This is a genomic window from Pseudomonas sp. CFBP13509 (assembly GCF_005233485.1).
Lineage (GTDB): Bacteria > Pseudomonadota > Gammaproteobacteria > Pseudomonadales > Pseudomonadaceae > Aquipseudomonas > Aquipseudomonas marginalis.
Window position 1 is genome coordinate 219,300 of the sequence record NZ_QGAA01000011.1, and the last position, 23,000, is coordinate 242,299.

At 63.1% G+C, this 23,000-nt stretch carries 18 protein-coding genes and 1 pseudogene; 6 read left to right on the forward strand and 13 right to left on the reverse strand.

Annotated features, from left to right (window positions below; all coding sequences use genetic code 11):
* Positions 1-21 precede the first annotated feature (21 nt).
* Both PspCFBP13509_RS19750 and PspCFBP13509_RS19755 read right to left on the reverse strand, forming a co-directional pair.
* Positions 22-1,314, reverse strand: a complete 1,293-nt coding sequence (locus PspCFBP13509_RS19750; RefSeq protein ID WP_065948261.1) for a PQQ-dependent sugar dehydrogenase — start codon at positions 1,312-1,314, stop codon at positions 22-24.
* Positions 1,311-1,724, reverse strand: a complete 414-nt coding sequence (locus PspCFBP13509_RS19755) for a DUF2231 domain-containing protein (protein WP_065928058.1) — start codon at positions 1,722-1,724, stop codon at positions 1,311-1,313. Before PspCFBP13509_RS19755 ends, PspCFBP13509_RS19750 begins: the two co-directional genes overlap by 4 nt.
* A 156-nt stretch (positions 1,725-1,880) precedes the next feature.
* Here PspCFBP13509_RS19755 and PspCFBP13509_RS19760 point away from each other — a divergent pair, with 156 nt between their 5' ends.
* Complete coding sequence (locus PspCFBP13509_RS19760) at positions 1,881-2,360, forward strand: AAA family ATPase (protein ID WP_027608492.1); 480 nt, start codon at positions 1,881-1,883, stop codon at positions 2,358-2,360.
* Entirely contained in the window at positions 2,357-3,154 is a 798-nt protein-coding gene (locus PspCFBP13509_RS19765) for a nucleotidyltransferase domain-containing protein (protein WP_065948262.1), read from the forward strand. Before PspCFBP13509_RS19760 ends, PspCFBP13509_RS19765 begins: the two co-directional genes overlap by 4 nt.
* A 581-nt stretch (positions 3,155-3,735) precedes the next feature.
* Here the strand turns inward: PspCFBP13509_RS19765 and PspCFBP13509_RS32210 are convergent.
* From PspCFBP13509_RS32210 to PspCFBP13509_RS19775, 3 genes and pseudogenes are all read right to left on the reverse strand, one after another.
* Positions 3,736-4,503 carry a methyl-accepting chemotaxis protein gene (locus PspCFBP13509_RS32210; protein ID WP_370737674.1) on the reverse strand — a complete coding sequence of 256 codons (768 nt, stop codon included), beginning with the start codon at positions 4,501-4,503 and terminating at the stop codon, positions 3,736-3,738.
* A 135-nt stretch (positions 4,504-4,638) separates the two neighbouring features.
* Positions 4,639-5,688: pseudogene (locus tag PspCFBP13509_RS32215) on the reverse strand (cache domain-containing protein); the annotation flags it as partial.
* Between the two features lie 138 nt (positions 5,689-5,826).
* Positions 5,827-9,834: a bifunctional nitrate reductase/sulfite reductase flavoprotein subunit alpha gene (locus PspCFBP13509_RS19775; RefSeq protein WP_137212560.1), complete on the reverse strand. Its 4,008-nt coding sequence runs from the start codon at positions 9,832-9,834 to the stop codon at positions 5,827-5,829.
* 748 nt (positions 9,835-10,582) lie between these two features.
* On the opposite strand from PspCFBP13509_RS19775, the gene nirB reads away from it, so the two are divergent.
* Positions 10,583-13,126: a nitrite reductase large subunit NirB gene (nirB, locus tag PspCFBP13509_RS19780; RefSeq protein WP_065928061.1), complete on the forward strand. Its 2,544-nt coding sequence runs from the start codon at positions 10,583-10,585 to the stop codon at positions 13,124-13,126.
* Positions 13,126-13,488, forward strand: a complete 363-nt coding sequence (gene nirD, locus PspCFBP13509_RS19785; RefSeq protein WP_137212561.1) for a nitrite reductase small subunit NirD — start codon at positions 13,126-13,128, stop codon at positions 13,486-13,488. The genes nirB and nirD overlap by 1 nt, the downstream gene beginning before the upstream one ends.
* A 675-nt stretch (positions 13,489-14,163) precedes the next feature.
* Here the strand turns inward: nirD and PspCFBP13509_RS19790 are convergent.
* From PspCFBP13509_RS19790 to PspCFBP13509_RS19815, 6 genes are all read right to left on the reverse strand, one after another.
* Positions 14,164-15,495: an ABC transporter substrate-binding protein gene (locus PspCFBP13509_RS19790; RefSeq protein WP_074846940.1), complete on the reverse strand. Its 1,332-nt coding sequence runs from the start codon at positions 15,493-15,495 to the stop codon at positions 14,164-14,166.
* Between the two features lie 28 nt (positions 15,496-15,523).
* Positions 15,524-16,591, reverse strand: a complete 1,068-nt coding sequence (locus PspCFBP13509_RS19795; protein ID WP_027608468.1) for a branched-chain amino acid ABC transporter permease — start codon at positions 16,589-16,591, stop codon at positions 15,524-15,526.
* A gap of 22 nt (positions 16,592-16,613) precedes the next feature.
* A complete protein-coding gene (locus PspCFBP13509_RS19800; protein WP_074846939.1) occupies positions 16,614-17,495 on the reverse strand; it encodes a branched-chain amino acid ABC transporter permease in 882 nt (293 codons plus the stop codon).
* Positions 17,496-17,497: 2 nt separating this feature from the next.
* Positions 17,498-18,274, reverse strand: a complete 777-nt coding sequence (locus PspCFBP13509_RS19805) for an ABC transporter ATP-binding protein (protein WP_074846938.1) — start codon at positions 18,272-18,274, stop codon at positions 17,498-17,500.
* Between the two features lie 10 nt (positions 18,275-18,284).
* Positions 18,285-19,340: an AMP-binding protein gene (locus tag PspCFBP13509_RS19810; RefSeq protein ID WP_137212562.1), complete on the reverse strand. Its 1,056-nt coding sequence runs from the start codon at positions 19,338-19,340 to the stop codon at positions 18,285-18,287.
* A 202-nt stretch (positions 19,341-19,542) separates the two neighbouring features.
* Positions 19,543-20,106, reverse strand: a complete 564-nt coding sequence (locus PspCFBP13509_RS19815; protein ID WP_065928067.1) for a TetR/AcrR family transcriptional regulator — start codon at positions 20,104-20,106, stop codon at positions 19,543-19,545.
* 139 nt (positions 20,107-20,245) lie between these two features.
* Between PspCFBP13509_RS19815 and PspCFBP13509_RS19820 the strand changes: the two genes are divergently transcribed.
* Positions 20,246-20,938, forward strand: coding sequence for a glutathione S-transferase (locus tag PspCFBP13509_RS19820; RefSeq protein WP_074846936.1), 693 nt, complete (start codon positions 20,246-20,248; stop codon positions 20,936-20,938).
* On the opposite strand, the gene PspCFBP13509_RS19825 is transcribed toward PspCFBP13509_RS19820, so the two are convergent.
* Positions 20,895-21,572, reverse strand: a complete 678-nt coding sequence (locus PspCFBP13509_RS19825) for an aspartate/glutamate racemase family protein (protein ID WP_137212563.1) — start codon at positions 21,570-21,572, stop codon at positions 20,895-20,897. The genes PspCFBP13509_RS19820 and PspCFBP13509_RS19825 overlap by 44 nt on opposite strands.
* A gap of 74 nt (positions 21,573-21,646) precedes the next feature.
* On the opposite strand from PspCFBP13509_RS19825, the gene PspCFBP13509_RS19830 reads away from it, so the two are divergent.
* Positions 21,647-22,078 carry an HIT family protein gene (locus tag PspCFBP13509_RS19830; RefSeq protein WP_065948272.1) on the forward strand — a complete coding sequence of 144 codons (432 nt, stop codon included), beginning with the start codon at positions 21,647-21,649 and terminating at the stop codon, positions 22,076-22,078.
* Positions 22,079-22,083: 5 nt separating this feature from the next.
* Here PspCFBP13509_RS19830 and PspCFBP13509_RS19835 read toward each other — a convergent pair whose 3' ends face one another.
* On the reverse strand, positions 22,084-22,950 hold the full coding sequence (locus tag PspCFBP13509_RS19835) for an aldo/keto reductase family oxidoreductase (protein WP_137212565.1): 867 nt from the start codon (positions 22,948-22,950) through the stop codon (positions 22,084-22,086).
* Between the last annotated feature and the right edge of the window lie 50 nt (positions 22,951-23,000).

Genomic DNA, 23,000 nt, shown 5'->3' on the forward strand with positions numbered 1-23,000 from the left:
CGCCGCCCCTGTCATATGCCGCTATGGCTTGCGCGTCACCCGCCACACGGTATTGGCCAGGTCGTCGGCGATGATCAGCGCGCCTTTCGGGTCCACCGTCACCCCCACCGGGCGCCCACGGGTCTTGCCGTCGTCACCGCGAAAGCCGGTGGCGAAATCAATCGGCTCACCCGATGGCTTGCCATTACTGAACGGCACGAAGATCACCTTGTAGCCCACCGGCTTGTCGCGGTTCCAGCTGCCGTGCTCGCCGACGAATACGCCGTCGGCAAATTGCTCGCCCATGGCCGGGATGGAAAAGTCCACGCCGAGTGCGGCCACGTGGGAGCCCAGGCTGTAGTCGGGCTTGATCGCGGCGGCGACTTTGGCCGGGTTCTGCGGTTGCGCGCGCGGGTCGACGTTCTGGCCCCAATAGCTGTAGGGCCAGCCGTAGAACGCGCCTTCTTTCACCGACGTCAGGTAGTCGGGCACCAGGTCGGGGCCGAGTTCGTCGCGTTCGTTGACCACCGTCCACAGTTGCCCGGAGTCGGGTTGGATGGTCAGCGCCGTCGGGTTGCGCAGGCCAGTGGCATAGGGCTTGTGTGCGCCGGTGGCGGCGTCGATCTGCCAGACCATGGCGCGGTCGATTTCCACTTCCATGCCACGTTCGGTCACGTTGCTGTTGGAGCCGATCCCCACATACAACTGGCGTCCATCGGCACTCACCGCCAGGGACTTGGTCCAGTGATGGTTGATCTGCGCCGGCAGGTCGGTGACTTTCACCGGTGCGCCGCTGGCCTTGGTCTGGCCATCGGTGTAGTCGAAGCGCACCAGCGCATCCTGGTTGGCCACGTAGAGCTTGCCATCGGCAAACGCCAGGCCATAGGGCGCGTTGAGGTTGTCGGCGAACACCGTCTTCAACTCATAGGTGCCGTCACCGTCGGCATCGCGCAGCAGCGTCAGGCGGTTGCCGCCTTTTACCTTGGTGTTGCCCTGGGCCTTGATCACGCTGGCGATCACATCCTTGGGCTTGAGCTTGGCCGCACTGCCGCCACGGCCTTCGGCGATCAGGATGTCACCGTTGGGCAGCACCAGGGTCTGGCGCGGGATGGCCAGGTCGGTGGCGATGGCCGTGATGCTGTAGCCCTCGGGTACCTGGGGTTTCTGATCGCCCCAGGGGGTGGGCTCGGCGATCTTCATGCTCGGCAACAGGCTGCTTTGTTGCTCCGGCAACGTGGGGTCGGGGCCACGGGCCTGGGTCTTGTCGCCTTCGCCGCCGCAGGCGCTCAGCAACAGCGCGGCGCTCAATACGCTCAGTGTGTGGGACGTTTTCATTTGGCACCTCCCGAGCGCAGGCCGGTCCAGGTGGCCGCCAGTGTCAGCAGCAAGACGACGGCCGACATGATCAGCCCGGCAGGCATTGAGGCGTAGGCATCCTTGGCATGTTGAAAGGCATTGACCAGCCCTAATACCCAGGTGGCTAACAGCAGCAGGACATACCGCGTGGGTTGCCCCGCCTTGCGCTCGGCGCGAAGCAGGTTGACCAGCGCAAACAGGAACGCGAGCCCACAGAACACCAGAGCACCGGCAATCAACCAGGACGCAAAGTTGGCCCATTGAATCTGGTAGGTCTGGGTGTAGGCAATGTCGCTGAGCAAGGCACCCAGAAACAGCGGCACGGTGCCGGCCAGCAAGGTCGCATGCAGCGGCCCCGGCGTGTATCGGTAGGCGGGAAGGGTTGTCATGGTAAGGCGGCTCCTTGTTGTACAACGCCCCTGGTCGGGGCTGCGCATAGAAAATGAACGCCTTACGTATCAGATAGTTCAGCATAATTCGTGTCGAAATATTAAGAACAGCCTGAAAGCTGGCATGCTCAGGGCTTCACATAAGGAGCCGTCCCCATGCCAACCCTGCACCTGCTGTGCGGCAAGATCGCCTCGGGCAAGTCAACACTGGCCAAGACCCTGGTGGCCGAACACGCCGCCATCCTGCTCAGCGAAGACACCTGGCTCGCCCAGTTGTACCCCGGTGAAATCCTCTCGATCGCCGACTACCTGCGCTGTGCCCAGCGTATTCGCGGGGTGTTGGGCCCGTTGGTGATCAACCTGCTTGAATCCGGCGTCAATGTGGTGCTGGATTTTCCCGCCAATACCCTGGCCAATCGCGAATGGCTGCTGGGGTTGGCGCAGGCCGCCAAGGTGCCGCACCGCCTGCATTACCTCGAGCTGGACGACGCCACCTGCCGCGCAAGGCTGCATGCGCGCAATGCCCGGGGCGATCATGATTTCGCGGCGACGGATGCCGAGTTCGACTTGATCACCCGGCATTTCTGCGTGCCGAGCGAGGCGGAAGGGCTGGTGATCGAGGTGCATCGCCCATGAGTACGCCTTCTGCGGGCATCGACGCGGACGGTTTTATCCTCACCGTCCCCGACACCCCCGTGCAGCGTGAATACCAACCGTTGCTGGCGGACGTCTGCGCGTCGCTCTCGAGGGACGACCTGGGCCTGGACGGCCTCTATCTCTACGGCAGTGTCGCAAGGGGCGACGCCATTCCCGGTGTTTCCGACCTCGACCTCACCCTGGTGCTGCGCGAGCCGGCAACGGCGGAGCTATTGGCCCGACTGGAGGCAGTCCGCTGTGCACTGGAGCAGCGGCATCCCCTTGTCACCAAGGTGGATTTCGATATCGGCCACCGCGCGCAAGTACTGGCGGCGGAAAACCGCAACGGGTGGGGCTTCTGGCTCAAACACCAGTGCCGCTGCCTGTGGGGCAATGATCTGTCAGTGCATTTCGAACGGTTTCGGCCATCCCGTGACATCGCGCTGGCGGTAAATGGTGATTTTCACGCCGTATTGAGCGCGTACCTCACGCGCATCGCGTGCGCCGACACCGAAACGCAGCGCCTTAGCTTGCAGCGCGAGGCTTCACGCAAGCTGATCAGGTCCACCCATGTATTGCTTTCGGAAGATGCGTCGACATGGCCGCGCACCCTCGAAGAGCATGTGGCGATGTTCGTCCGGGGGTATCCGCAGCGGGTCACTCACCTTGCGTTCTTTCTCTTTGAGGCCAGGAACCCTGGCGCCACGATGGAAAACTTCACCACGCGGCTTCGAGCTTTTCTGGATTGGATGGCTTCACCCATCGTAGATACCGTCTTATCCAGCACCGCGTAAAACCCCCTAGCAGCTGTCGAGCCCCGGCGAGGCTGCGTCGGTCGCGGCTCGAGCTTGAATCGGCAGCGCGCCTGACGCAGCCTCGCTTGCGCTCGGCAGCTGCTACGGGGGGGGAGGCCTTGATGGGGTTGGCATTCGTAGCAGCTGTCGAGCCTTGGCGAGGCTGCGTCGGTCGCGGCTCGGGCTTGAATCGGCAGTGCGTCCGACGCAGCCTCGCTTGCGCTCGGCAGCTGCTACGGGGGTGAGGCCTTGAGGGGTTGGTATTCGTAGCAGCTGTCGAGCCTTGGCGAGGCTGCGTCGGTCGCGGCTCGGNGGTATTCGTAGCAGCTGTCGAGCCTTGGCGAGGCTGCGTCGGTCGCGGCTCGGGCTTGAATCGGCAGTGCGTCCGACGCAGCCTCGCTTGCGCTCGGCAGCTGCTACGGGGGGGGCCTTGATGGGGTTGGCATTCGTAGCAGCTGTCGAGCTTTGGCGAGGCTGCGTCGGTCGCGGCTCGGGCTTGAATCGGCAGTGCGTCCGACGCAGCCTCGCTTGCGCTCGGCAGCTGCTACGGGGGGAGGCGGATGATCAGTTGGCGACAATCATCAGGACTTGAAGCGCCCCACCAAACCATTCAACTCATCCGACAGATTTGACAGGCGCCCCGAGTCGTCCTGCGCCGAGTTGGCCAGGCTTTCCACCAGGCGCGCCTCGTCGTAGATCTGCTGGATATGCCGGTTGATCTCTTCGGCCACACTGTGTTGCTCCTCGGCGGCGGCGGAGATTTGCAGGTTCTGGTCGCGGATCTCGTTGACCGACAGCTGGATGCCTTCAAAGCTGTCGCGCGCGCTTTCGATGGACGACACACTGGCCCGTGACAGGTCCAGGCAACTGCCCATTTTTTGCGTGACTTCCTGGGTCTTGTTTTCCAGGGTGCCGAGCAGGTGCTCGATCTCGCCGGTGGAGTCGGAGGTGCGCTTGGCCAACGCGCGCACCTCGTCGGCGACCACCGCAAAACCACGGCCCTGGTCGCCGGCACGGGCGGCCTCGATGGCGGCATTGAGTGCCAGCAGGTTGGTCTGTTCGGCAATCGCGCGAATGGTGCCGATGATCTGGTTGATGCTGCGGCTGCCGGCTTCGAGTTCGACCATGGCGTCGGACGATTCGGTCAGGCGGCGGCCCAGGCGGTTGACGTTATCGGTGGTGACTTCGATCTGCTGCTTGCCCTCGGCCACCCGGCGATGGCCGTTCTCCGCCGACTCTGCCGCACTGCTGCAGGAGCGGGCGACTTCGTTGGCGGTGGCGACCATTTCGTTGAACGCGGTGGACACCAGTTCCACAGCCTCGCGCTGGCGCCCTGCGGCTTCGTTCATGTTGTGCGCCACTTCGCTGTTGACCTTGGAGGCGTTGTGCAAATTGGCCGACGCCGCGCCGATGTGCTGGATCAACTGGCGGATGGCGGCGAGGAACTTGTTGAACCAGCCGGCGAGTTCGGCGGTTTCATCCTTGCCCTGCACCTGCAGTTCGTGGCGCAGGTCGCCTTCACCCTCGGCAATCGACTGCAAACCGGTACTGACCTGGCCGATGGGCTTGACGATCACTTTGGAAAACGCCGCTGCGAGCACACCGAAGATCAGCACCAGCACGCCGACGATGACGGCGGTGAGGTAGGTCATACGCGTGGCTTCGGCCATGACTTCGCGGTGTTCGATCAGGCCGATATAGCGCCAGCCCAGGCCGGGAGAGGTCCACACGTTGGCCATGTAGCGCACGCCGTTGATTTCCACCTCGGTAGAACCCTGGGACGTCTCGGCCAGGTGCGCATAGGCGGCACCCAGGTCCTTGAGCGGCTTGAAACTGTGAGCGGCGTCGCGCGGGTCGACCAGCACCACGCCGTCTTCGATCAGCATCACGTAGCCGCTTTCGCCGAGCTTGATGCTCTTGACCAGTTCGGTGAGGTTCTTCAGCGACACGCTGACCACGAACACGCCCTTGGCTTTGCCGGCGTTATCCAGCAACGCCCGGGCAGTGCCCACCAGCGCCACATCGTCTTTGTCGTAGTAGTAAGCCGGCGTGCGCACGGTCTTGCCGGGGCTGGCCATCGCGGCCTTGTACCAGGGGCGCGTGCGTGGGTCGTACTTGGCCAGCTGCGGGTCATCCGGCCATTTGGCGTAGGTACCGTCTTCCAGGCCGATGGAGAGGATGGCGGCTGCCGGGTGCGTGGCGCCAAAGCGCGCAAAGCGCTCGATGACCGCTTGTGCCGCTGCTGGCATCGGTTGGCTGGCGGCGTCGGCGGGCTGGTAGTTCTTCAGCGTTTCCACGGAGGTGTACACAGGATCCATGGCCATTTGATCGACGTTCTGCTGCGTGCCGTCGAAGAACTGGCGGATATTGCCATCGATCTGGCGGATTTCCCGGGTGCTGCCATCGATAAACTGGTCAACGGCCTGGGTCCGTGTGTTCATCACGGAGATGACCGCCACCAGGCTTACCGGGATAAACGCGACCGAGACAAAAGCCAGCACCAGCTTATTTTTTATTTTCATCGAGACGACCATCAGCGTAGGGGGCGGTCAAACCGTCTCGTTCCGGAAAAAGAGCGCGGCGATTTGCTATCACCGCTGTTTCGGCCTGATACCGGCAAATCTTTAGGGTTTTTTGTACACAATACAAAGTGCTTATTGTTCTGTATCCAATCAGTAGACATCACGCAGATAGCGCTTCTGTTCGCTCAACTGGCGCCAGTACTCCACGGCGCCCTCAACACCAAGCCCGCCGTGGGTTTGCGCGACCTGGCGCAATGCCTGGTCGACGTCCTTGGCCATATGGCTGGCGTCCCCGCAGATATACAGCTTGGCGCCGTCCTGCAACCAGTGCCACAGCTCGGCCCCCTGTTCGTGGAGGCGGTCCTGTACGTAGATCTTTTGCGCCTGGTCACGGGAGAACGCCAGGCTCAGGTGGGTGAGCAGGCCGTCGCGCTGCATGCCTTGCAGTTCATTCTGATAATAGAAGTCGCTGGCCGCGTGCTGCTCGCCGAAGAACAGCCAGTTGCGGCCCTGGTGTCCCTGGGCCCGACGTTCCTGCAAAAACGCGCGGAACGGCGCCACACCGGTGCCGGGGCCGATCATGATCATCGGCACGTCGCCGTCGGCCGGTGTGCGGAAGTGCTTGGACGGCTGCACGAACAACGGCACCTCGCTGTCTGCGGCGCGGTCGGCGAGGAAGGTCGAGGATACGCCCTTGCGCTTGCCATAGCGCACGGCGGCCACGGTGAGGTGCACTTCCTGCGGGTAGGCCTTGGCGCTGGAGGCGATTGAATACAAACGTGGTTGCAGGCGCTTGAGGGTGCCGAGCAGTTCGTCCGCCGAGCAATCGATGGGGTATTCGTGCAACACATCCACCAGTTGCCGGCCCCACAGCCAAGCCTGCAGTTCGGTCTTGTGCTCGGGGCTCAGCAGGCGCTTAAGGCCTGGGTTGGCACTGCGCTCGGCGATAAAGGCCAGGGTGTCGCTGCTGGGCCGGGCAATTTCGAAACGCTGGGTCAGTGCCTGGTGCAGCGGTACATCGCCGAAGGTGTCGATGTTCACGCTGGCAGCGGGATCCAGGCGCGTCAGGTCGAGCAGTTCGCTGACCAATTCCGGGCAGTTGCGCGGCATGACGCCCAGGGCATCACCGGCTTCATAACTCAGCCCGGAGTCGGTCAGGTCCAAGGCGAACTGGCGGGTTTCCTTGTGGGTGCTCTGCGGGTTCAGGTGCCGGTTGAGCAGCAGCCGTGAGCCATGCAGTTTGGTTTTGCCTGCGGGTGTGGCGGGCGTTACCGGGGCTACGGGCTTTGCCGGGTGGAGGGTCTGTTGGAATCGGGCCAGCCACGCATCGGCGCGCTCTTCGAATTCGGTGTCGCAGTCGACACGTTCAAGCAGGCGGGTGGCGCCCAACTCCAGCAAGCGCTGGTCGAGTCGCTGGCCGTGCTTGCAAAACTGGTCGTAATTCGGATCGCCCAGGGCCAGTACCGCAAAACGCAGCGACTCCAGGCGCATCTCGGCGGTGCTGAGGCTGTGCCAGAAGCCTTCGCCGTTGTCCGGCGGGTCGCCGTCGCCGAAGGTGCTGCTGATCAGCGCCAGGTTTTGTGTGCTCGCCAGTTTGCTGGCCGGGAAATCCGCCATCGCGCTGAGCTCGACGCTGATACCGGCGTCGCGCAAGCGCTTGGCGAATCGCTCGGCGAGGGCTTCGGCGTTACCGGTCTGCGAGGCCCATAACAGGGTAACGGCCGGGGAGGGCGGTGCTGCGACGGCGCTGGCTTCTGCACGGCTGAACAGCCCGCCGAGCAAACCGTCGAGCCACAGTCGGGTGTCCCTGGCCAGCGGCGCATGGCTTGGCATCACCGGTACACCGGCTGCCTGGCGCCCGGCGTCGGAGCGCAGGCCGCTGAGGAAACCTGCGAGGTAAGTGCGTTCGCTGTCGCTCAATGAGGGGGCCGGCACGTTGCGGATGCCGGCAATATCGGCGAAGGCGTCGAGGCGCGACATGGCGAGGTCCTCTGCTAAGGGGGAAAGGTCATTGGTGGCCGGCCTATCGAGAAACTGATGATCGATCAACTCGACTCGGGCCAAGGCCACGGCACAGAACTTGAACTCGGGCTGCAGGGAAATCGGATCGACCGCGTCGTTGGTCACCGCGTTGATCGCCAGGTGTTCGCCAAACACATCGTTCCAGTGGAAGGGCGCAAAACAATTGCCCGGGCGCACGCGGTCGGTGACCACCGCAGGCAGCACGGCACGCCCGCGCTGGGAGCGCACTTCCACGCGGTCCTTGTCCTTGATGCCGAGGCTGGCGGCGTCTTCAGGGTGCAGTTCGACGAAGGGGCCGGGGTTGAGTTTGTTCAGCGTGGCGACCTTGCCGGTCTTGGTCAGGGTGTGCCACTGGTGTTGCAAACGGCCGGTGTTGAGTACGAACGGGAAGGCAGCGTCGGGCATCTCCGCCGGCGGCCTATGCGGGCGCGCGAGGAACTGGCCTTTGCCATTTTCGGTGGCGAATCTGAGCGTGCCTGTATTCAGGTAGCGGATCGGGTTGCGCTCCGCACCAGCCTCTGAAGAGCAGGGCCATTGCAGCGGTTGTTCGCGCAGCCGTGCATGGCTGGCGCCGCGAATGTCATAGCCGGTCTTGGGGTTCCAGGCGCGCTTGATCTCGTCGAAAACCTCGGCGGCGCTGGCGTAGGTGAAGGCGTCGGCGAAGCCCATCTCGCACGCGACCCTGGCGATGATTTGCCAGTCGGGCAAGGTCTGGCCCGGTGGTTCGACGGCTTTTTGCATCAGGGTCAGGTTGCGCTCGGAGTTGATCATCACCCCTTCGGCCTCGGCCCACAGCGCGCCGGGCAGCAGGATGTCGGCGTAGCGGTTGGTCTCGGTGTCGAGGAAGGCGTCCTGGGTGATCACCAGTTCGGCGGCTTGCAGGCCTTCGATGACCTTGCGGCGATTGGGCGCGCTGGCCACCGGGTTGGTGCAGATGATCCAGCAGGCCTTGATCTGCCCCGCGCTCATCTGCTCGAACATCGCCACGGTGCCGCCGCCGACCTGGCGCGGCAGGCTGCCTGGGGGGATCTGCCAGAGGTCTTCGATAAATGCGCGGTCGGCTTCTACCAGCACCGAGCGCTGCCCCGGCAGGCCCGGGCCCATGTAGCCCATCTCACGGCCGCCCATGGCATTGGGTTGGCCAGTGAGGGAAAACGGCCCGCTGCCGGGGCGGCAGATGGCGCCGGTGGCCAGGTGCAGGTTGCACAGGGCGTTGGTGTTCCAGGTGCCGTGGGTGCTTTGGTTGAGGCCCATGGTCCAGCAGCTCATCCACTCGGCAGCCGCGCCTATCCAGTCGGCAGCCTGGCGGATGTCTGCTTCGGCCAGGCCGGTGATCTCGGCGACCGTGTGCGGCGGGTAGTCCTCGAGAAAGCCGGGCATGGCCTCCCAGCCCTCGGTGAACGCGGCAATAAAGGCCGGGTCGGTGTGGCCGTTCTTGACCAGCAGGTGCAACAGGCCATTGAGCAGGGCGAGGTCGGTGCCCGGTTTGATCGGCAGGTACAGGTCGGCTTTGTCGGCGGTGGCGCTGCGCCGTGGATCGACCACGATCAGCTTCGCCCCGGCCTTGACCCGGTCCATCATGCGCAGGAACAGGATCGGGTGACAGTCGGCCATATTGGCGCCGATCACGAAGAACAGGTCGGCGCGGTCGAAGTCTTCATAGGAGCCCGGCGGCCCATCGGAACCGAGGGAAAGCTTGTAGCCGCTGCCGGCGCTGGCCATGCACAGCCGCGAGTTGGACTCGACGTTGTTGGTGCGCACAAAGCCCTTGGCCAGTTTATTGATCAGGTACTGGGCTTCCAGGGACATTTGCCCGGAGACGTAAAAGGACAGGGCATCCGGCCCGTGGCTGTCGAGGATGCCGCGCAGGCGCCCGGCGGTTTCGCTGATGGCGGTGTCCATGGCGATGCGCACCGGGTCGTGGTCACGCTTCTCGCGCAGGTAGGCGTTTTCCATCCGCCCGGACTCGGCGATGGCCTGCCCGCAGGTGGTGCCTTTGGTGCACAGGCGGCCGAAGTTGGTGGGGTGGGCCTTGTCACCGATGACCTTGACCACCTTATTGTGCTCGACCTGCATGATGATGCCGCAGCCCACACCACAATAGGGACACACACTGCGTACGCTTTGGTTTGCCATCCGTCACCCTCGAAACTTTTTCTGCCCGCCAACAAAAAAGCGCCCTGCAACCCTCCGTTGGAAACGGGGATTGCACGGCGCCTTTGTCGTGAATGGGCAATCAGCGTTGACTGCTCTGTGTGTGTTCCTAGCAAGTCACGCGCCAATTTCTTAAGCATGGGCAAATTGTGGCAAGCCAGCTTGTTGTGGTGAGTGGGCTTACAGTGGTGAGTGGGCTTGCTGTGGTGAGTGGGCTTGCTGTGGTGAGTGGGCTTGCTGTGGTGAGCGGGCTTGCTGTGGTGAGCGGGCTTGCCCCGCGCTGGGCTGCGTAGCAGCCCTAAACCCAGGCGCCTCAGTCCTTACAGGAAGTAAGCTGTGGCAGTGATGGGGCGGCTTCGCCACCCAGCGCGGGGCAAGCCCGCTCACCACAATAAGCCCGCTCTTCTGTGACCCTTTGATTTTTATCCGGGAATGCACTTTTTTGTCGCGGGATGCACCAGTTGGAGGCGCTGAAGTGAGCATTCAGACTCGATGAGTGCCGCTAGAAGGCGTCGCAGTAAGGCTCGCGACCAATTGGCACAGACCCTGCAAGCTCCCCCCTCAACCCACCTCGGTCAACGACGATCGACAACAGGGGCATAAAGCGGTAGATCCGGCGCAGTCGCCGATCCGATCCCGCATAAGAACAGGCAAAGGCGCCTGGAACCGCAAGGTTTCAGGCGTTTTTTTTTGCTTTTTAAACCGTGATGAACGTTGTCGGGTGCTTGCTATGAACAAACAGATGAAAACCCTGATCGTCGTCGGCAATGGCATGGTCGGCCACCATTGCGTGGAGCAATTGATCGAACGCGGCGCGCTGGATCACTACCGGTTGCACGTGTTCAGCGAAGAGCCGATGCGTGCCTATGACCGCGTGCATCTTTCCGAGTATTTCACCGGCCGCGATGCCGAGTCCCTGGCGTTGTCGGACGCCGCGTTGTACCAGACGCCGGGTGTCACCCTGCACCTGGGCGTACCGGTGCTGGAGATCGATCGCGAACGCTGTGAAGTGATCACCGCCCAGGGCTGCGTGGGCTACGACAAGCTGGTGCTGGCCACCGGTTCCTATCCGTTCGTGCCGCCGATCGAGGGCGCCGAAGGCGACTCGCGCCTGGTGTATCGCACCCTCGAAGACCTCGACGCCATCCGTGCCGCTGCCGCCAATGCGCGCCGTGGTGTGGTGGTGGGCGGTGGCCTGCTCGGCCTGGAAGCCGCCAACGCCCTGAAAAGCCTGGGCCTGGAAGCCCATGTGGTGGAATTCGCGCCGCGCCTGATGCCAGTGCAACTGGATGATTTCGGCGGCCTTGCGCTCAAGGCCCAGATCGAGCGGCTGGGCGTCGGTGTGCATCTGTCCCGCGCCACCCAATCGATCAGTGCCGGCGAGCAGTACCGCTACCGCATGAACTTTGCCAATGACGAGTTCCTGGAGACCGACCTGATCGTGTTCTCCGCCGGGATCCGCGCCCAGGATGCCCTGGCTCGCCAGGCCGGCCTGGAGATTGGCCCGCGCGGCGGCGTGGTGATCAACGACGAGTGCTTGAGCTGCGATCCCAATATCTACGCGATTGGCGAATGCGCCTCCTGGAACGGCAGCCTGTTCGGCCTGGTTGCGCCGGGTTACCAAATGGCCCGTGGCGTCGCCGCGCTGTTGTGCGAGCACAGCGCTGAGCCCTTTGTCGGCGCCGACATGTCCACCAAGCTCAAGCTGCTGGGCGTGGACGTGGGCTCCATCGGCGACGCCCACGCCCACACACCGGGTGCGCGCAGCTACCAGTTCATCGACGAGGCGAGCGCCAGCTATCGACGCCTGGTGGTGGATGCGAGCGGCAAACACGTGATCGGCGCGGTGCTGGTCGGCGACAACAGCTACTACGACACCTTGCTGCAATACATGCAGAACAGCATCGCGCTGCCGGCCGAACCGGCGAGCCTGATCCTGCCATCGTCCAGCGGCGCACCGACCCTCGGCCCAGGCGCCTTGCCGGACTCGGCCACGGTGTGCTCGTGCCACAACGTCAACAAGGGCGCGATCTGCTCGGCCATCGACGGCGGGTGCAGCGACCTCGGCCTGCTCAAGTCGCAGACCAAGGCCTGCACCGGTTGCGGTGGGTGTGCCGGCTTGCTCAAGCAGGTGTTCGAGCACGAGCTGATTGCTCGCGGCGTCAGCGTCGACAAAAGCCTGTGCGAACACTTCGCCTATACCCGCCAGGAGTTGTATGCCCTGGTGCGCGTGGAAGGGGTGCTCACGTTTGAAGAACTGCTGGCCAAGCACGGCCGTGGCCACACCGGCTGCGATGTGTGCAAACCGGCGGTGGGGTCGATCCTGGCCTCGTGCTGGAACCAGCCGATCATGGACGCGTCCCTGGTGCCGTTGCAGGACACCAACGATACCTTCATGGCCAACATGCAGAAAAACGGCACCTACTCGGTGGTGCCGCGTATTCCGGGCGGCGAGATCACCGCCGACAAGTTGATCGTGATTGGCGAAGTGGCGAAGAAATACGACCTCTACACCAAGATCACCGGCGGCCAGCGCATCGACCTGTTTGGCGCGCAACTGCACGAGTTGCCGGACATCTGGGCCGAGCTGATCGCGGCCGGGTTTGAAACCGGCCACGCCTATGGCAAGTCCACGCGCACGGTGAAGTCCTGCGTGGGCAGCACCTGGTGCCGCTACGGTGTGCAGGACAGCGTGAAAATGGCGCTGCTGATCGAGGACCGCTACAAGGGCCTGCGTTCGCCGCACAAGCTCAAGTTCGCGGTATCCGGCTGCACCCGCGAATGCGCCGAAGCCCAGAGCAAGGACGTGGGCGTGATCGCCACCGAGAAGGGCTGGAACCTCTACATCGCCGGCAACGGCGGCATGCGCCCACGCCACGCCGAACTGTTCGCCACCGACCTGGATGACGCCACGCTGATCCAGTACATCGACCGCTTCCTGATGTTCTACATCCGCACCGCCGACAAATTGCAACGCACCTCGGTCTGGCGCGAAAGCCTGGAAGGCGGCCTGGATTTCCTCAAGGACGTGATCCTGCACGACAGCCTGGGCCTGGGCGCCGAGCTCGAAGCGCAGATGCAACGGGTGGTCGACCGCTACGAATGCGAGTGGGCCAACGCCCTCAAGGACCCGGAAAAACTCAAGCGCTTCCGCACCTTCGTCAACGACAAACGCCCCGACCCGGACATCCACTTTGTCCAGGAACGCGGCCAGCGTCGGCCGATCATGGCCGCCGAACTCAACCTGATTGCCGTCACCGAGGAGCTTGCCTGATGAGCCAGTCCAACACGCAGCGCAACCTTGCCACCTGGAAAAGCGTGTGCAACGAGACCGACCTGGTGAGTAATTCCGGCGTCGTGGTGTGGCTGGACGGTGCCCAAGTCGCACTGTTCTACCTGCCCGACGCCCAGGACCAGACGCTGTACGCCATCGACAACCACGACCCGGAATCCGGCGCGAATGTGATCGGACGCGGGCTGGTCGGCAGCATCAAGGGCGACCTGGTGGTGGCCGCGCCGATCTATAAGCAGCATTACCGTTTGGAAGACGGCCAATGCCTGGAGGCACCGCACCAGCGTTTGCGGGTATGGCCGGTGCGGTTGAATGCTGGAGTGGTGGAAATAGGTCTGGGCTGACACGCCTCGGTCTGAATGTGGGAGGGGGCTTGCTCCCGATGACGGTAGATCAGCTAATGAATCAGTTGACTGACACTCCGTTATCGGGAGCAAGCCCCCTCCCACAGTTGAGCTGTTTACATCCGGCAGATTTCGGTCGCATGGGCGGTAGCCAAAAGTCGCGTGTTGGAAGTAGGTCTGGGCTGACACGCCTCGGTCTGAATGTGGGAGGGGGCTTGCTCCCGATGACGGTGGATCAGCTAATGAATCAGTTGACTGACACTCCGCTATCGGGAGCAAGCCCCCTCCCACAGTTGAGCTGTTTACATCCGGCAGATTTCGGTCGCATGGGCGGTAGCCAAAAGTCGTGTGTTGGAAGTAGGCATGGGCTGACACACCTCGGTCTGAATGTGGGAGGGGGCTTGCTCCCGATGACGGTAGATCAGCTAATAAATCAGTTGACTGACACTCCGCTATCGGGAGCAAGCCCCCTCCCACAGTTGAGCCGTTTACATCCGGCAGATTTCGGTCGCATGGGCGGTAGCCAAAAGTCGCGTGTTGGAAGTAGGCATGGGCTGACACGCCTCGGTCTGAATGTGGGAGGGGGCTTGCTCCCGATGACGGTGGATCAGCTAATGAATCAGTTGACTGACACTCCGCTATCGGGAGCAAGCCCCCTCCCACAGTTGGGTCGTTTTACTGCTCTTTGCTGCAATCTCGTGGCGTGATGCCTTTCTCCTTGGCGTACTGGGCCGCTGAGGCTTCGATGATCGGCCGCAGCAAGGCGCGGTCGGCTTGTACCCAGTCGCTGATCAGGTTCCAGCGCTGGCCGTCCCATTGCTGGAAGCGTACGGCGCCGCCGCCTTCGTGGTCGGCGCAGGAGAGTTTCAGCGGTTGCACCAGGCCCTTGGCGCCCAGCGCCTGCAGGCGTGCGTCGTCGAGGTTCAGGTGTTCGAAGCCCCAGCGTACCTGCTCGCCGGTCAGTGGTTTTTGCCCGTATTTTTCCTGGGCCAGGCGCAGCGCTTCGACGTTGAGAATGCCGTTGACCACGCCCAGGTTGTAATACACGGTGCCGAAACGCTTGGGGTCGGCCAGGTTGCCCTTGCCGGCGTCTACCACGCTTTGCTGGATACCTTGCAGCACCGGGAAGTCGGTGCCCGACGGGTGGGTGGTGATCGAGATAAAGCCTTTGGCGGCGGCACCGGCCGGTACCACGTCTTCTTCGGAGTTGCTCCAGATATTGCCGATGATGTGATCGGCCGGGTAGCCGACTTTCTGCGCGGACTTGAGCGCCACCGGGTTCATCACACCCCAGCCGCGCAGGATCACCCAGTCAGGCTTGAGACGCCGGATGTTCAGCCACTGCGATTGCTGCTCGTTGCCGGGGTGCGGCACTTCCAGCAGGGTCAGTTCGAAGCCGGCGTTTTTCGCCAGGGTTTCGAGCACGCCATTGGTTTCCTTGCCGTAGGGCGAGCCGTGGTAGAGCACGGCGATTTTCTTGCCCTTGAGCTTGTCGGCGCCGCCTTCGCGTTGGCCGATGTAGTTGATGATCGCCGAGACTTCCGAATAGGGGTTGAGCTGCAGCGGGAACACGTAGGGGAACACGCTGCCATCGGTGGAATCGGTGCGGCCATGGTTGATGGTGATCAGCGGCAGTTTGTCGGTGGTGGAGCGGTCCAGGGTGGCATAGGCGATGCCGACTGACAGCGGGTTGGTGGCGGCGGCCGGTGCACCGTTGAGCCCACCCTTGAGGCGCTCGTAGCATTCGACGCCTTTTTCCACCACGTACTCGGTCTCGCACTCGCTCCAGGTCAGCTTGACGCCGTTCACCCCGCCCTTGGCATTGATGTATTGCAGGTAGTCGATAAAGCCCCCGAAGAAACCGGTGCCACCGGCGGCGTACGGGCCGACCCGGTAGCTCTGCAACGGGAAGTATTGTTCGTTGGCAGCCTGGGCGCCGGCCGTGAGCCCGGCGGTGATCAGGGCCAGGCCCAAGGCCAGGCGGCGCAGCGATAAGCGGTGTGTCATGGAGGTCATTCCTGGGGGGTTATTGAGTTCAGTAACGCAGCGGCCAAACCCTGGCCCGTTGACGAAAGCGCTGCCACAGACGGGCCAGCCCCTCCGGTTCCTTGATCAAAAACGCGATGATCAGCGCGCCAAACAGCATCTTCTGGATGTTCTCCAGCTGTCCGGCATCCATCAGTCCAGCGGGCAACAGCGCGAAGAGATTGGCCAGCAGGATCGGGAACAACACGATGAATGCCGCGCCAAGGACGTTGCCGAGCACGCTGCCCAGGCCGCCGATAATGATGATGAACAGCACCTGGAACGAGCGGCTCAGGTCAAAGCCGTGGGGCTCGACCGTGCCCAGGTAGGCGAACGCCCACAGTGAACCGGCGATGCCCAGATAGAAGCCGCTGATGGCAAACGCCAGCAGCTTGGCCTTCAACAGGCGAATGCCGATGACGGCAGCGGCGGTGTCCATGTCGCGCACTGCCATCCAGTTGCGGCCCAGTTCGCTGCGCACCAGGTTCTTGCCCAGCCAGAACAGCGTCACCACCACGGCCAGCGTCAGCACGTAGCGGCCACGCGGTGAGCTGAAATCCAGCCCGGCAATCAGCAGCGGCGGTGAGGTGATCACGCCCGAGGCGTTGTCGTTGGTAAACCAGCTGAAGCGGGTGAGCACCCACTCCACCACGAACTGCGCGGCCAGGGTCGCCACCAGCAGGTAAAAGCCCTTGATGCGCAGGCTCGGCAAGCCGAAGAACACCGCCACCGCGGCGGCGATCACGCCACCCAGGGCAAAGCTCACCAGCAGCGGCAGGCCGGGCACCCGCAACTGCAGGTTGTAGGCGGCAAACGCGCCCACCGCCATGAACGCCGCCGAGCCGAGTGAAAGTTGCCCGGCGTAGCCCGTCAGCAGGTTGAGCCCAAGCCCTGCCAGCGACAGCACCAGCAGCGGCACCAGGATTGCGCTGAACCAGTAGTCATTGCCCAGCCAGGGCACCGCAAAAAACGCCACGCCCAGCAGCAGCCACAGCGCGACGCGGTCCTGGCGCAGGCGAAAGGTGCGGCGCTCGGCCGCGTAGGAGGTGCTGATTTGACCGACTTCTTGATACAACATGCAGGCATTTCCCCAAGGACAATCAAACCCGTTCGATGGCGCGCTCGCCGAACAACCCGGCAGGCCGCACCAGCAGGAACAGCAAGGCGAGGACGTAGGGCACCCAGTTCTCGATGCCGCTGCCGATGATCGGGCCGAGGTAGATCTCGGCGATCTTCTCCGCTGCGCCGATGATCAAGCCACCGACAATCGCCCCGCCGATGGACGAGAACCCGCCGATGATCAGCACCGGCAGCGCCTTGAGCACCACCAGCGAGAGCGAGAACTGCACCCCCAGGCGTGCGCCCCAGAGCAACCCGGCCACCAGCCCGACGAACCCGGCCACCGCCCACACCAACGCCCAGATGCGCGGCAGGCGAATACCGATGGCCATGGACGCCAGCGGGTCATCGGCCACCGCACGCAACGACAGGCCCGCCCGGGTCTTGTTGAACAGCAGCGACAGCACGATCACCAGCGCGGCGGCGGTGCCGGCGGCAAACAGGTCGAATTGCGAAAGCAGCATGCCGCGGATTTCCAGCGGCTCGTCGGCGATGCCCAGGTCGAGCCCGTGCACCTGCGCACCCCACAGGAACTGCGCAAAGCCCTCGATCAGGTAGGACAGCCCGAGGGTGGCCATGAAGAGGATGATCGGTGGACGATTGACCAAGGGCCGCAGCACCACTTTTTCGATCAGCAGCGCCAGTACCACCATGCTCGCCAGGGTGATCAGGAACGCCCAGGCAAACGGGAAGCCGCGCTCCAACAGGCTGACAAACGTCAGCGCGGCGAACAGCACCATGGCGCCCTGGGCAAAATTGAACACGCCGGAGGCCTTGTAGATCAGCACAAAACCAATCGCCACCAGGGCATACATCACGCCCGCCAGCAGCCCGCCGATCAGCACTTCGAAGAAAAATTCCATGTTCAGGTACCCAGGTAGGCGGCGATGACATCGGGGTTGGCGCGCACCTGTTGCGGGGTGCCGTCGCCGATCTTGCGACCGTAGTCGAGGACCACCACGTGGTCGCACAAGCCCATGACCACGCCGATGTCGTGTTCGATCAGCACCACGGTGGTGCCGAACTCGCGGTTGATGTCGCGGATGAACTGGCTCATCTGGGCTTTCTCCTGGGCGTTCATGCCGGCCATGGGTTCATCCAGCAACAGCAGGGTCGGTTCGGCGGCCAGGGCGCGGGCCAGCTCGACACGTTTTTGCAGGCCATAGGGCAGGGTGCCGACCAGCACGTGGCGCCAGGGATGGATCTGCAGGAAGGCAATCACCTTTTCCGCGTGCAGGCGGTGGACGTCGTCCTCCCGTGGCGCGCGGCCCAGGCGCAGCATCTGTTCCAGCCAACTGCTGCGGCGCTTGAGGTTGCGCCCGGTGAGCACGTTGTCGAGCACGCTCATGCCCTTGAACAGCGCGATATTCTGGAAGGTCCGCGCAATCCCGCCTTCGGCCGCCTGGTGCGCGCGCATGCGCCGCCGGGTCTGGCCGGCGTAGCGGATGCTGCCGCCCTGGGGGTGGTAGACCCCGTTGATCACGTTGAGCAGCGAACTTTTGCCCGCGCCGTTGGGGCCGATCAGGCCGCAGATGTCACCGGCCTTGACCTCGAAACTGATGGAGGTGATGGCCTTGATGCCCTTGAACGACAGGGAAATGTCATCGAGCCGCAGTAATACCGCTTCAGTGGGTGTGGGCATGGAAGGCTCGTCAGGCAGATTGAGACAGCAAGTGGTCGCTGGGTTCGTGGCGGGTGGACGGCTCTTGCCAATGGCCGGGACGAATGCCCAGGGCCGCAAAGAAGGCGGCACTTTCCGGATGCAGTGGCGGCCCGACCAGCAAGGGCACGCGCAGGCGGCTCATGCCCAGTACATCCAGCAAAGGCCGACGCACCAGCCAATGGCCCAGCCAGCGGCGCACGGGGGAGGGGGTCGGCTGCATGGCCCAGTCGTATAAACGATGGCTGAAGCTGCCCGGCAGTGGCAGGCGTTCACGCACCCATTGCTCCAGGCGCCCATAGGATTCGCGGGTGCCCAGCACCAGGGTCGGGCCCAGCTCGCGGCGGTCGGTGTCGCGGGTGGCGAGGGCCTCGGGGAAGTTCAGCCGAAAGCCGGCGTGCAGCCAGGGCGCGAGCAGGTAGCGTGCCTGCCCGCTGGCGGCAAACACCCGTGCGGCGAGGGCTTCGTCGTCGGCGCCGAGGTGTTCGCGGTCGACCAGCGTCCGGCTTCCCGCGAGCAATTGCCCATGGGTCAAGTGCAGGGACGTGTCGGCATGAAAGACGAAGGCGGTGTCGTTCGGCTGCGGGGCGTGGGCGGGTGGCGGTGCATCGGCACGCAGCTCGGCATAGTCGATCAAATCGGCGTCTGCGAACTGGCTCAGGCCACGCCCGTCAAGAAACACCACCACCCCGCGTTCACCGAGTTGTTGCAGCGCTTCCAGGTCTTGCACGAGCACAAAGCGCGGTCGCAGCCCGGCCAGCAGCGCCCGGTTGTCGCGGTCCGGGTCGAGCAGCGTGACGCTGGCGCCCAGCCATTGCGCGGCCAGCGCCAGCAGCAACGCTTCGGGGCGCGCCTGGCTGAGGATCAACAGGTTGTCGTCAGGCCCGAAGCGGCGCTGATGCAAGGCGGCGGCGAGTTGGCTGACCTCGTGCGCCACCGCGCTCCAGCTGCGCTCGTGCCAGATACCCAGGCGCTTGAAGCGCAAGGCAATCGCCGACCCTCGGGTGTGGGCTTGGCGCAACAGCGCCTGGGGCAGTGTCTGGGGCATGGGGGTATCCTTCGTCAGTATGCGAAGGCAATTGCACGCGTCATGCCAGAGGATTAAATGCTTTTATTTCAAGGGGATATGTGGATTTTTGGGGGAGGAGGCGTGTGTTGATTCAGCACAAGCTGTCCAAGCAGTGTTGTTGGGCCAACAGCGATGGGGCCATTGCTGGAGCGCTACCTGTCGCCGACAGGGCTCCAGCTTGTCACGCCGGGATAAGCCCCGCGTCCCGATAACTCTGGACCAGTTCGTCGTACAAACCGAGATCGGCCCGGGTGCGGGCAATCAACTGCGCGCCGGCAATGGCGGTGTAGATGGCACGCGCGCGACGCTCGCAGGCCTCTGTATTGCCGGGTTCGATCTCGGCAAGCAGCGCCGCCAGCCAGGCTACGTTGATATTGGCAAACGTCAGTATCTCTTCCTTCACCGGCTCCGGCAGGTCCTTATATTCGGCCGCCATAAAACTGGACAGGCACAAGCGGTTGCCGTCTTCGAGTGATTTTCGAAAGATGCTCGGATAAGCACGCAGGCATTGCAGCGGATCCGGGTTCTCGCTGCGTATCGCCGCGAGGGCGCTGGCGGCGTCTTCCCAATAGCGCCTGGCGACGGCCGCGCCGAGATCGGCTTTGCTCGGGAAGTGGTAATAGATACTGGCGTTCTTGATCCCCACCGTTTCGCCGATGCTGCGGAAGTTGATGCCACTGTAGCCGTAGTGCTGAGCGGCGAGTCTGGCGGCTTCCAGAATCGCTTCGCGGGCATTTTCACTCACGTGGGGATTGCTCTTCAGTGGGGGGAGGGGCGAATTCTACGCTGATAAGGTTTTACCTGCCAACTGGTAGGTAATGCTTGACGGCTTGAAATAATGCCTTCAGTCTTTACCTACCATTTGACAGGTAGGCGAGCAGATCATGACGTTCCAACAACCACAACCCGACGTATCCCAACCTCAGTTGATGCGGATTTATGATTGGTACAACGGCCCCTATCCAGCGCGTGTTCGTATCGCGCTGGCCGAGAAAAATATGTTGCCGCGCGTTGAGTTCGTGTCGGTCAACCTCTGGAAAGGGGAGCACAAACAACCTGAGTTCCTGGCCCTCAACTACTCCGGCACCCTGCCAGTGCTGCAACTGGAAGACGGCACGTTCATCGCTGAATGCACGGCTATCACCCAGTACCTGGACACGCTCGATGGCAACCCGACCCTCACCGGCAGGACGCCGACCGAGCAAGGCTTGATCCACATGATGACCAAGCGCGCAGAGATTGAATTGATGGATGCGGTCAGCGTGTATTTCCATCATGCCACCCCTGGGCTTGGGCCTGAGGTCGAGCTTTACCAGAACGCCGAATGGGGCATGCGCATGCGGGACAAGGCGGTCAGGGGGATGCACTATTTCGATAAGGTGCTCAAGACCCGCGCCTTTGTGGCGGGCGATGCCTTCTCAATGGCCGATATCGCGTTACTCGGCGGCATGATCTTCGCGGACCTGGTGCAATTGCCGCTGCCGCAGACGTGTGAAGCCCTGCGCGCCTGGCAGGCCAGGGTCAACGAGCGACCTAGCGTTCAAGCCTGGCGTGCAATGGTTGCACAACCGCACTGAGGGCAACGGCCCGCATAGCTGCCGCCAGCCCGGCCGCTGCGCTGGTGAGGGGCAGCGGGCCGGCCGTTACCTGCACGGCGGCCGCGCTCATCGACGCCTGGCCCAGCGCAACCCGTGTCATTCCGTCCCGATAGGCGGCATCGGCAGCTTTGGCGATTGTCGCCAGGTAGCCGTCGTTGTCACCCGTCTTGAACAAGCGCCATGCCCCCGGAACCAGCCGCACTTCGACGACCGCGTTCGATTGCAGCGCGGCCTTGTGAAACAGCCGCGCGGTCGGTTCGAGGGTGGTTTCCACCGCGCACAGCACCGCAATTTTTCCGCCAGCCTGCACCGCCGAGGCGGCCAGCGCTTCGTCTGTTCTCAGGATCGGGACACTGCTGGAGATACCTTCAACGGCCGGGCCCAGGGTCGAACAGGTGAGCACCACGGCGTCGGCCTGTTCAGCCAGTGCAAGCAGGGCTGATGCGGTGGATGCGCAGATCTCGGCGCTTAGATGACCGGCGTTTTCGGCAGCAGCCAACAGGTCGGCGCGCACTTCATGACGTAGCACATCAGCGCCGATACCCAGTGCTTTCGCGGCGGTTTCGAAGACGCTGATGTTGCTGGCTGCGGTATGAAGGCAGGCGATGCGCATGGGCTGTTTCCAGTGCTGAAAATGTCGACGATGGTTAAGATGCAGCCCGCACTCACCTAACGCAAGGACAGGGTATGCCGCTGATCATGGAACGCGTAGAACAGGCCCGCAACGGCACCAACCACAAGATCATCTGTCGCATGCCCTCAGGTTGGGCAGTGATGGGCGATGTGCAATTCCTGCCTGGCTACTGCCTGCTATTGCCCGACCCTGTGGTCGCCAGCCTGAACGACCTGGATGCCGACGCCCGCGCGATCTACCTGCTCGACATGGCGCGCATCGGCGACGCGGTGCTGCAAGCCAGCGGTGCGTCGCGCATTAACTACGAGATCCTGGGCAATTCGGAGCCGGAGTTGCATTGCCATATTTTTCCGCGCTACGCCTCGGAGCCGGATGACAAGCGCAAGATGCCCGTCTGGTTTTATGACTGGAAAAATGCGTTGCCGTACGCGGAAGACGTGCATGGGGATCTGCGTAAGGCTATCGCGCAATTACTGGCAGGCTGATGCGTTTACCCTGCGATGTCGTTCAGTTCTGCCAGCACGTCGTCCGTCAGGTCCAGTTCGGCTACGGCGAGGTTTTCTCGCAAATGAGCGACCGATGAGGTCCCCGGAATCAGCAGGATATTCGCTGAGCGACGCAGCAACCACGCCAGGGCCAGTTGCTTTGGCGTTACGCCCAGGCGCTGGGCAACGTTAGTCAGTGTCGATGATTGGACCGGGGTAAATCCGCCTAGGGGGAAGAACGGTACATAGGCGATGCCGTCCCTGGCCAGCTCATCGATCAAGGCGTTGTCGTGTTGGTGGGCGATGTTGTACAGGTTCTGCACGCAGACGAACTCAATCAGGCCACGGGCTTCGGCCACTTGCGTCGGCGTGACGTTGCTGATGCCGATATGGCGTACCAGGCCCTGCTGTTGCAGTTCGGCGAGTGCGGCCAGGGGCGCTGCGATCGAGCCTTCTGCCGTGCCCATCAGGTTGTGGGTGCAACGGAAATTGACCACATCCAGCACGTCCAGGCCCAGGTTACGCAAGTTGTCATGCACGGCCTTGGTCAGTTCCGCCTTCGATGCTGCGCCATGCCATCCACCTTGATCGTCGCGACGGGCGCCGATCTTGGTGACGATCGTGAGGTCGTCCCGGTAAGGATGCAGCGCCTCGCGGATAATTTGGTTGGTGACGTGCGGTCCGTAGAAATCGCTGGTATCGATATGGTTCACACCGGCTGCGACGGCCTCACGCAGTACCGCCAGGGCCGCATCCCGGTCCTTGGGCGGGCCGAATACACCCGGCCCAGCCAGTTGCATTGTGCCGTAGCCGATGCGGTTGACCTTATGGTCGCCAAGGGTGAAGGTGCCGCTGCTTGCCAGGTTGCTCATGACTGCTGCTCTTGCTTGAACTGAATAAGGCCCTAATATGAAGGATCCTT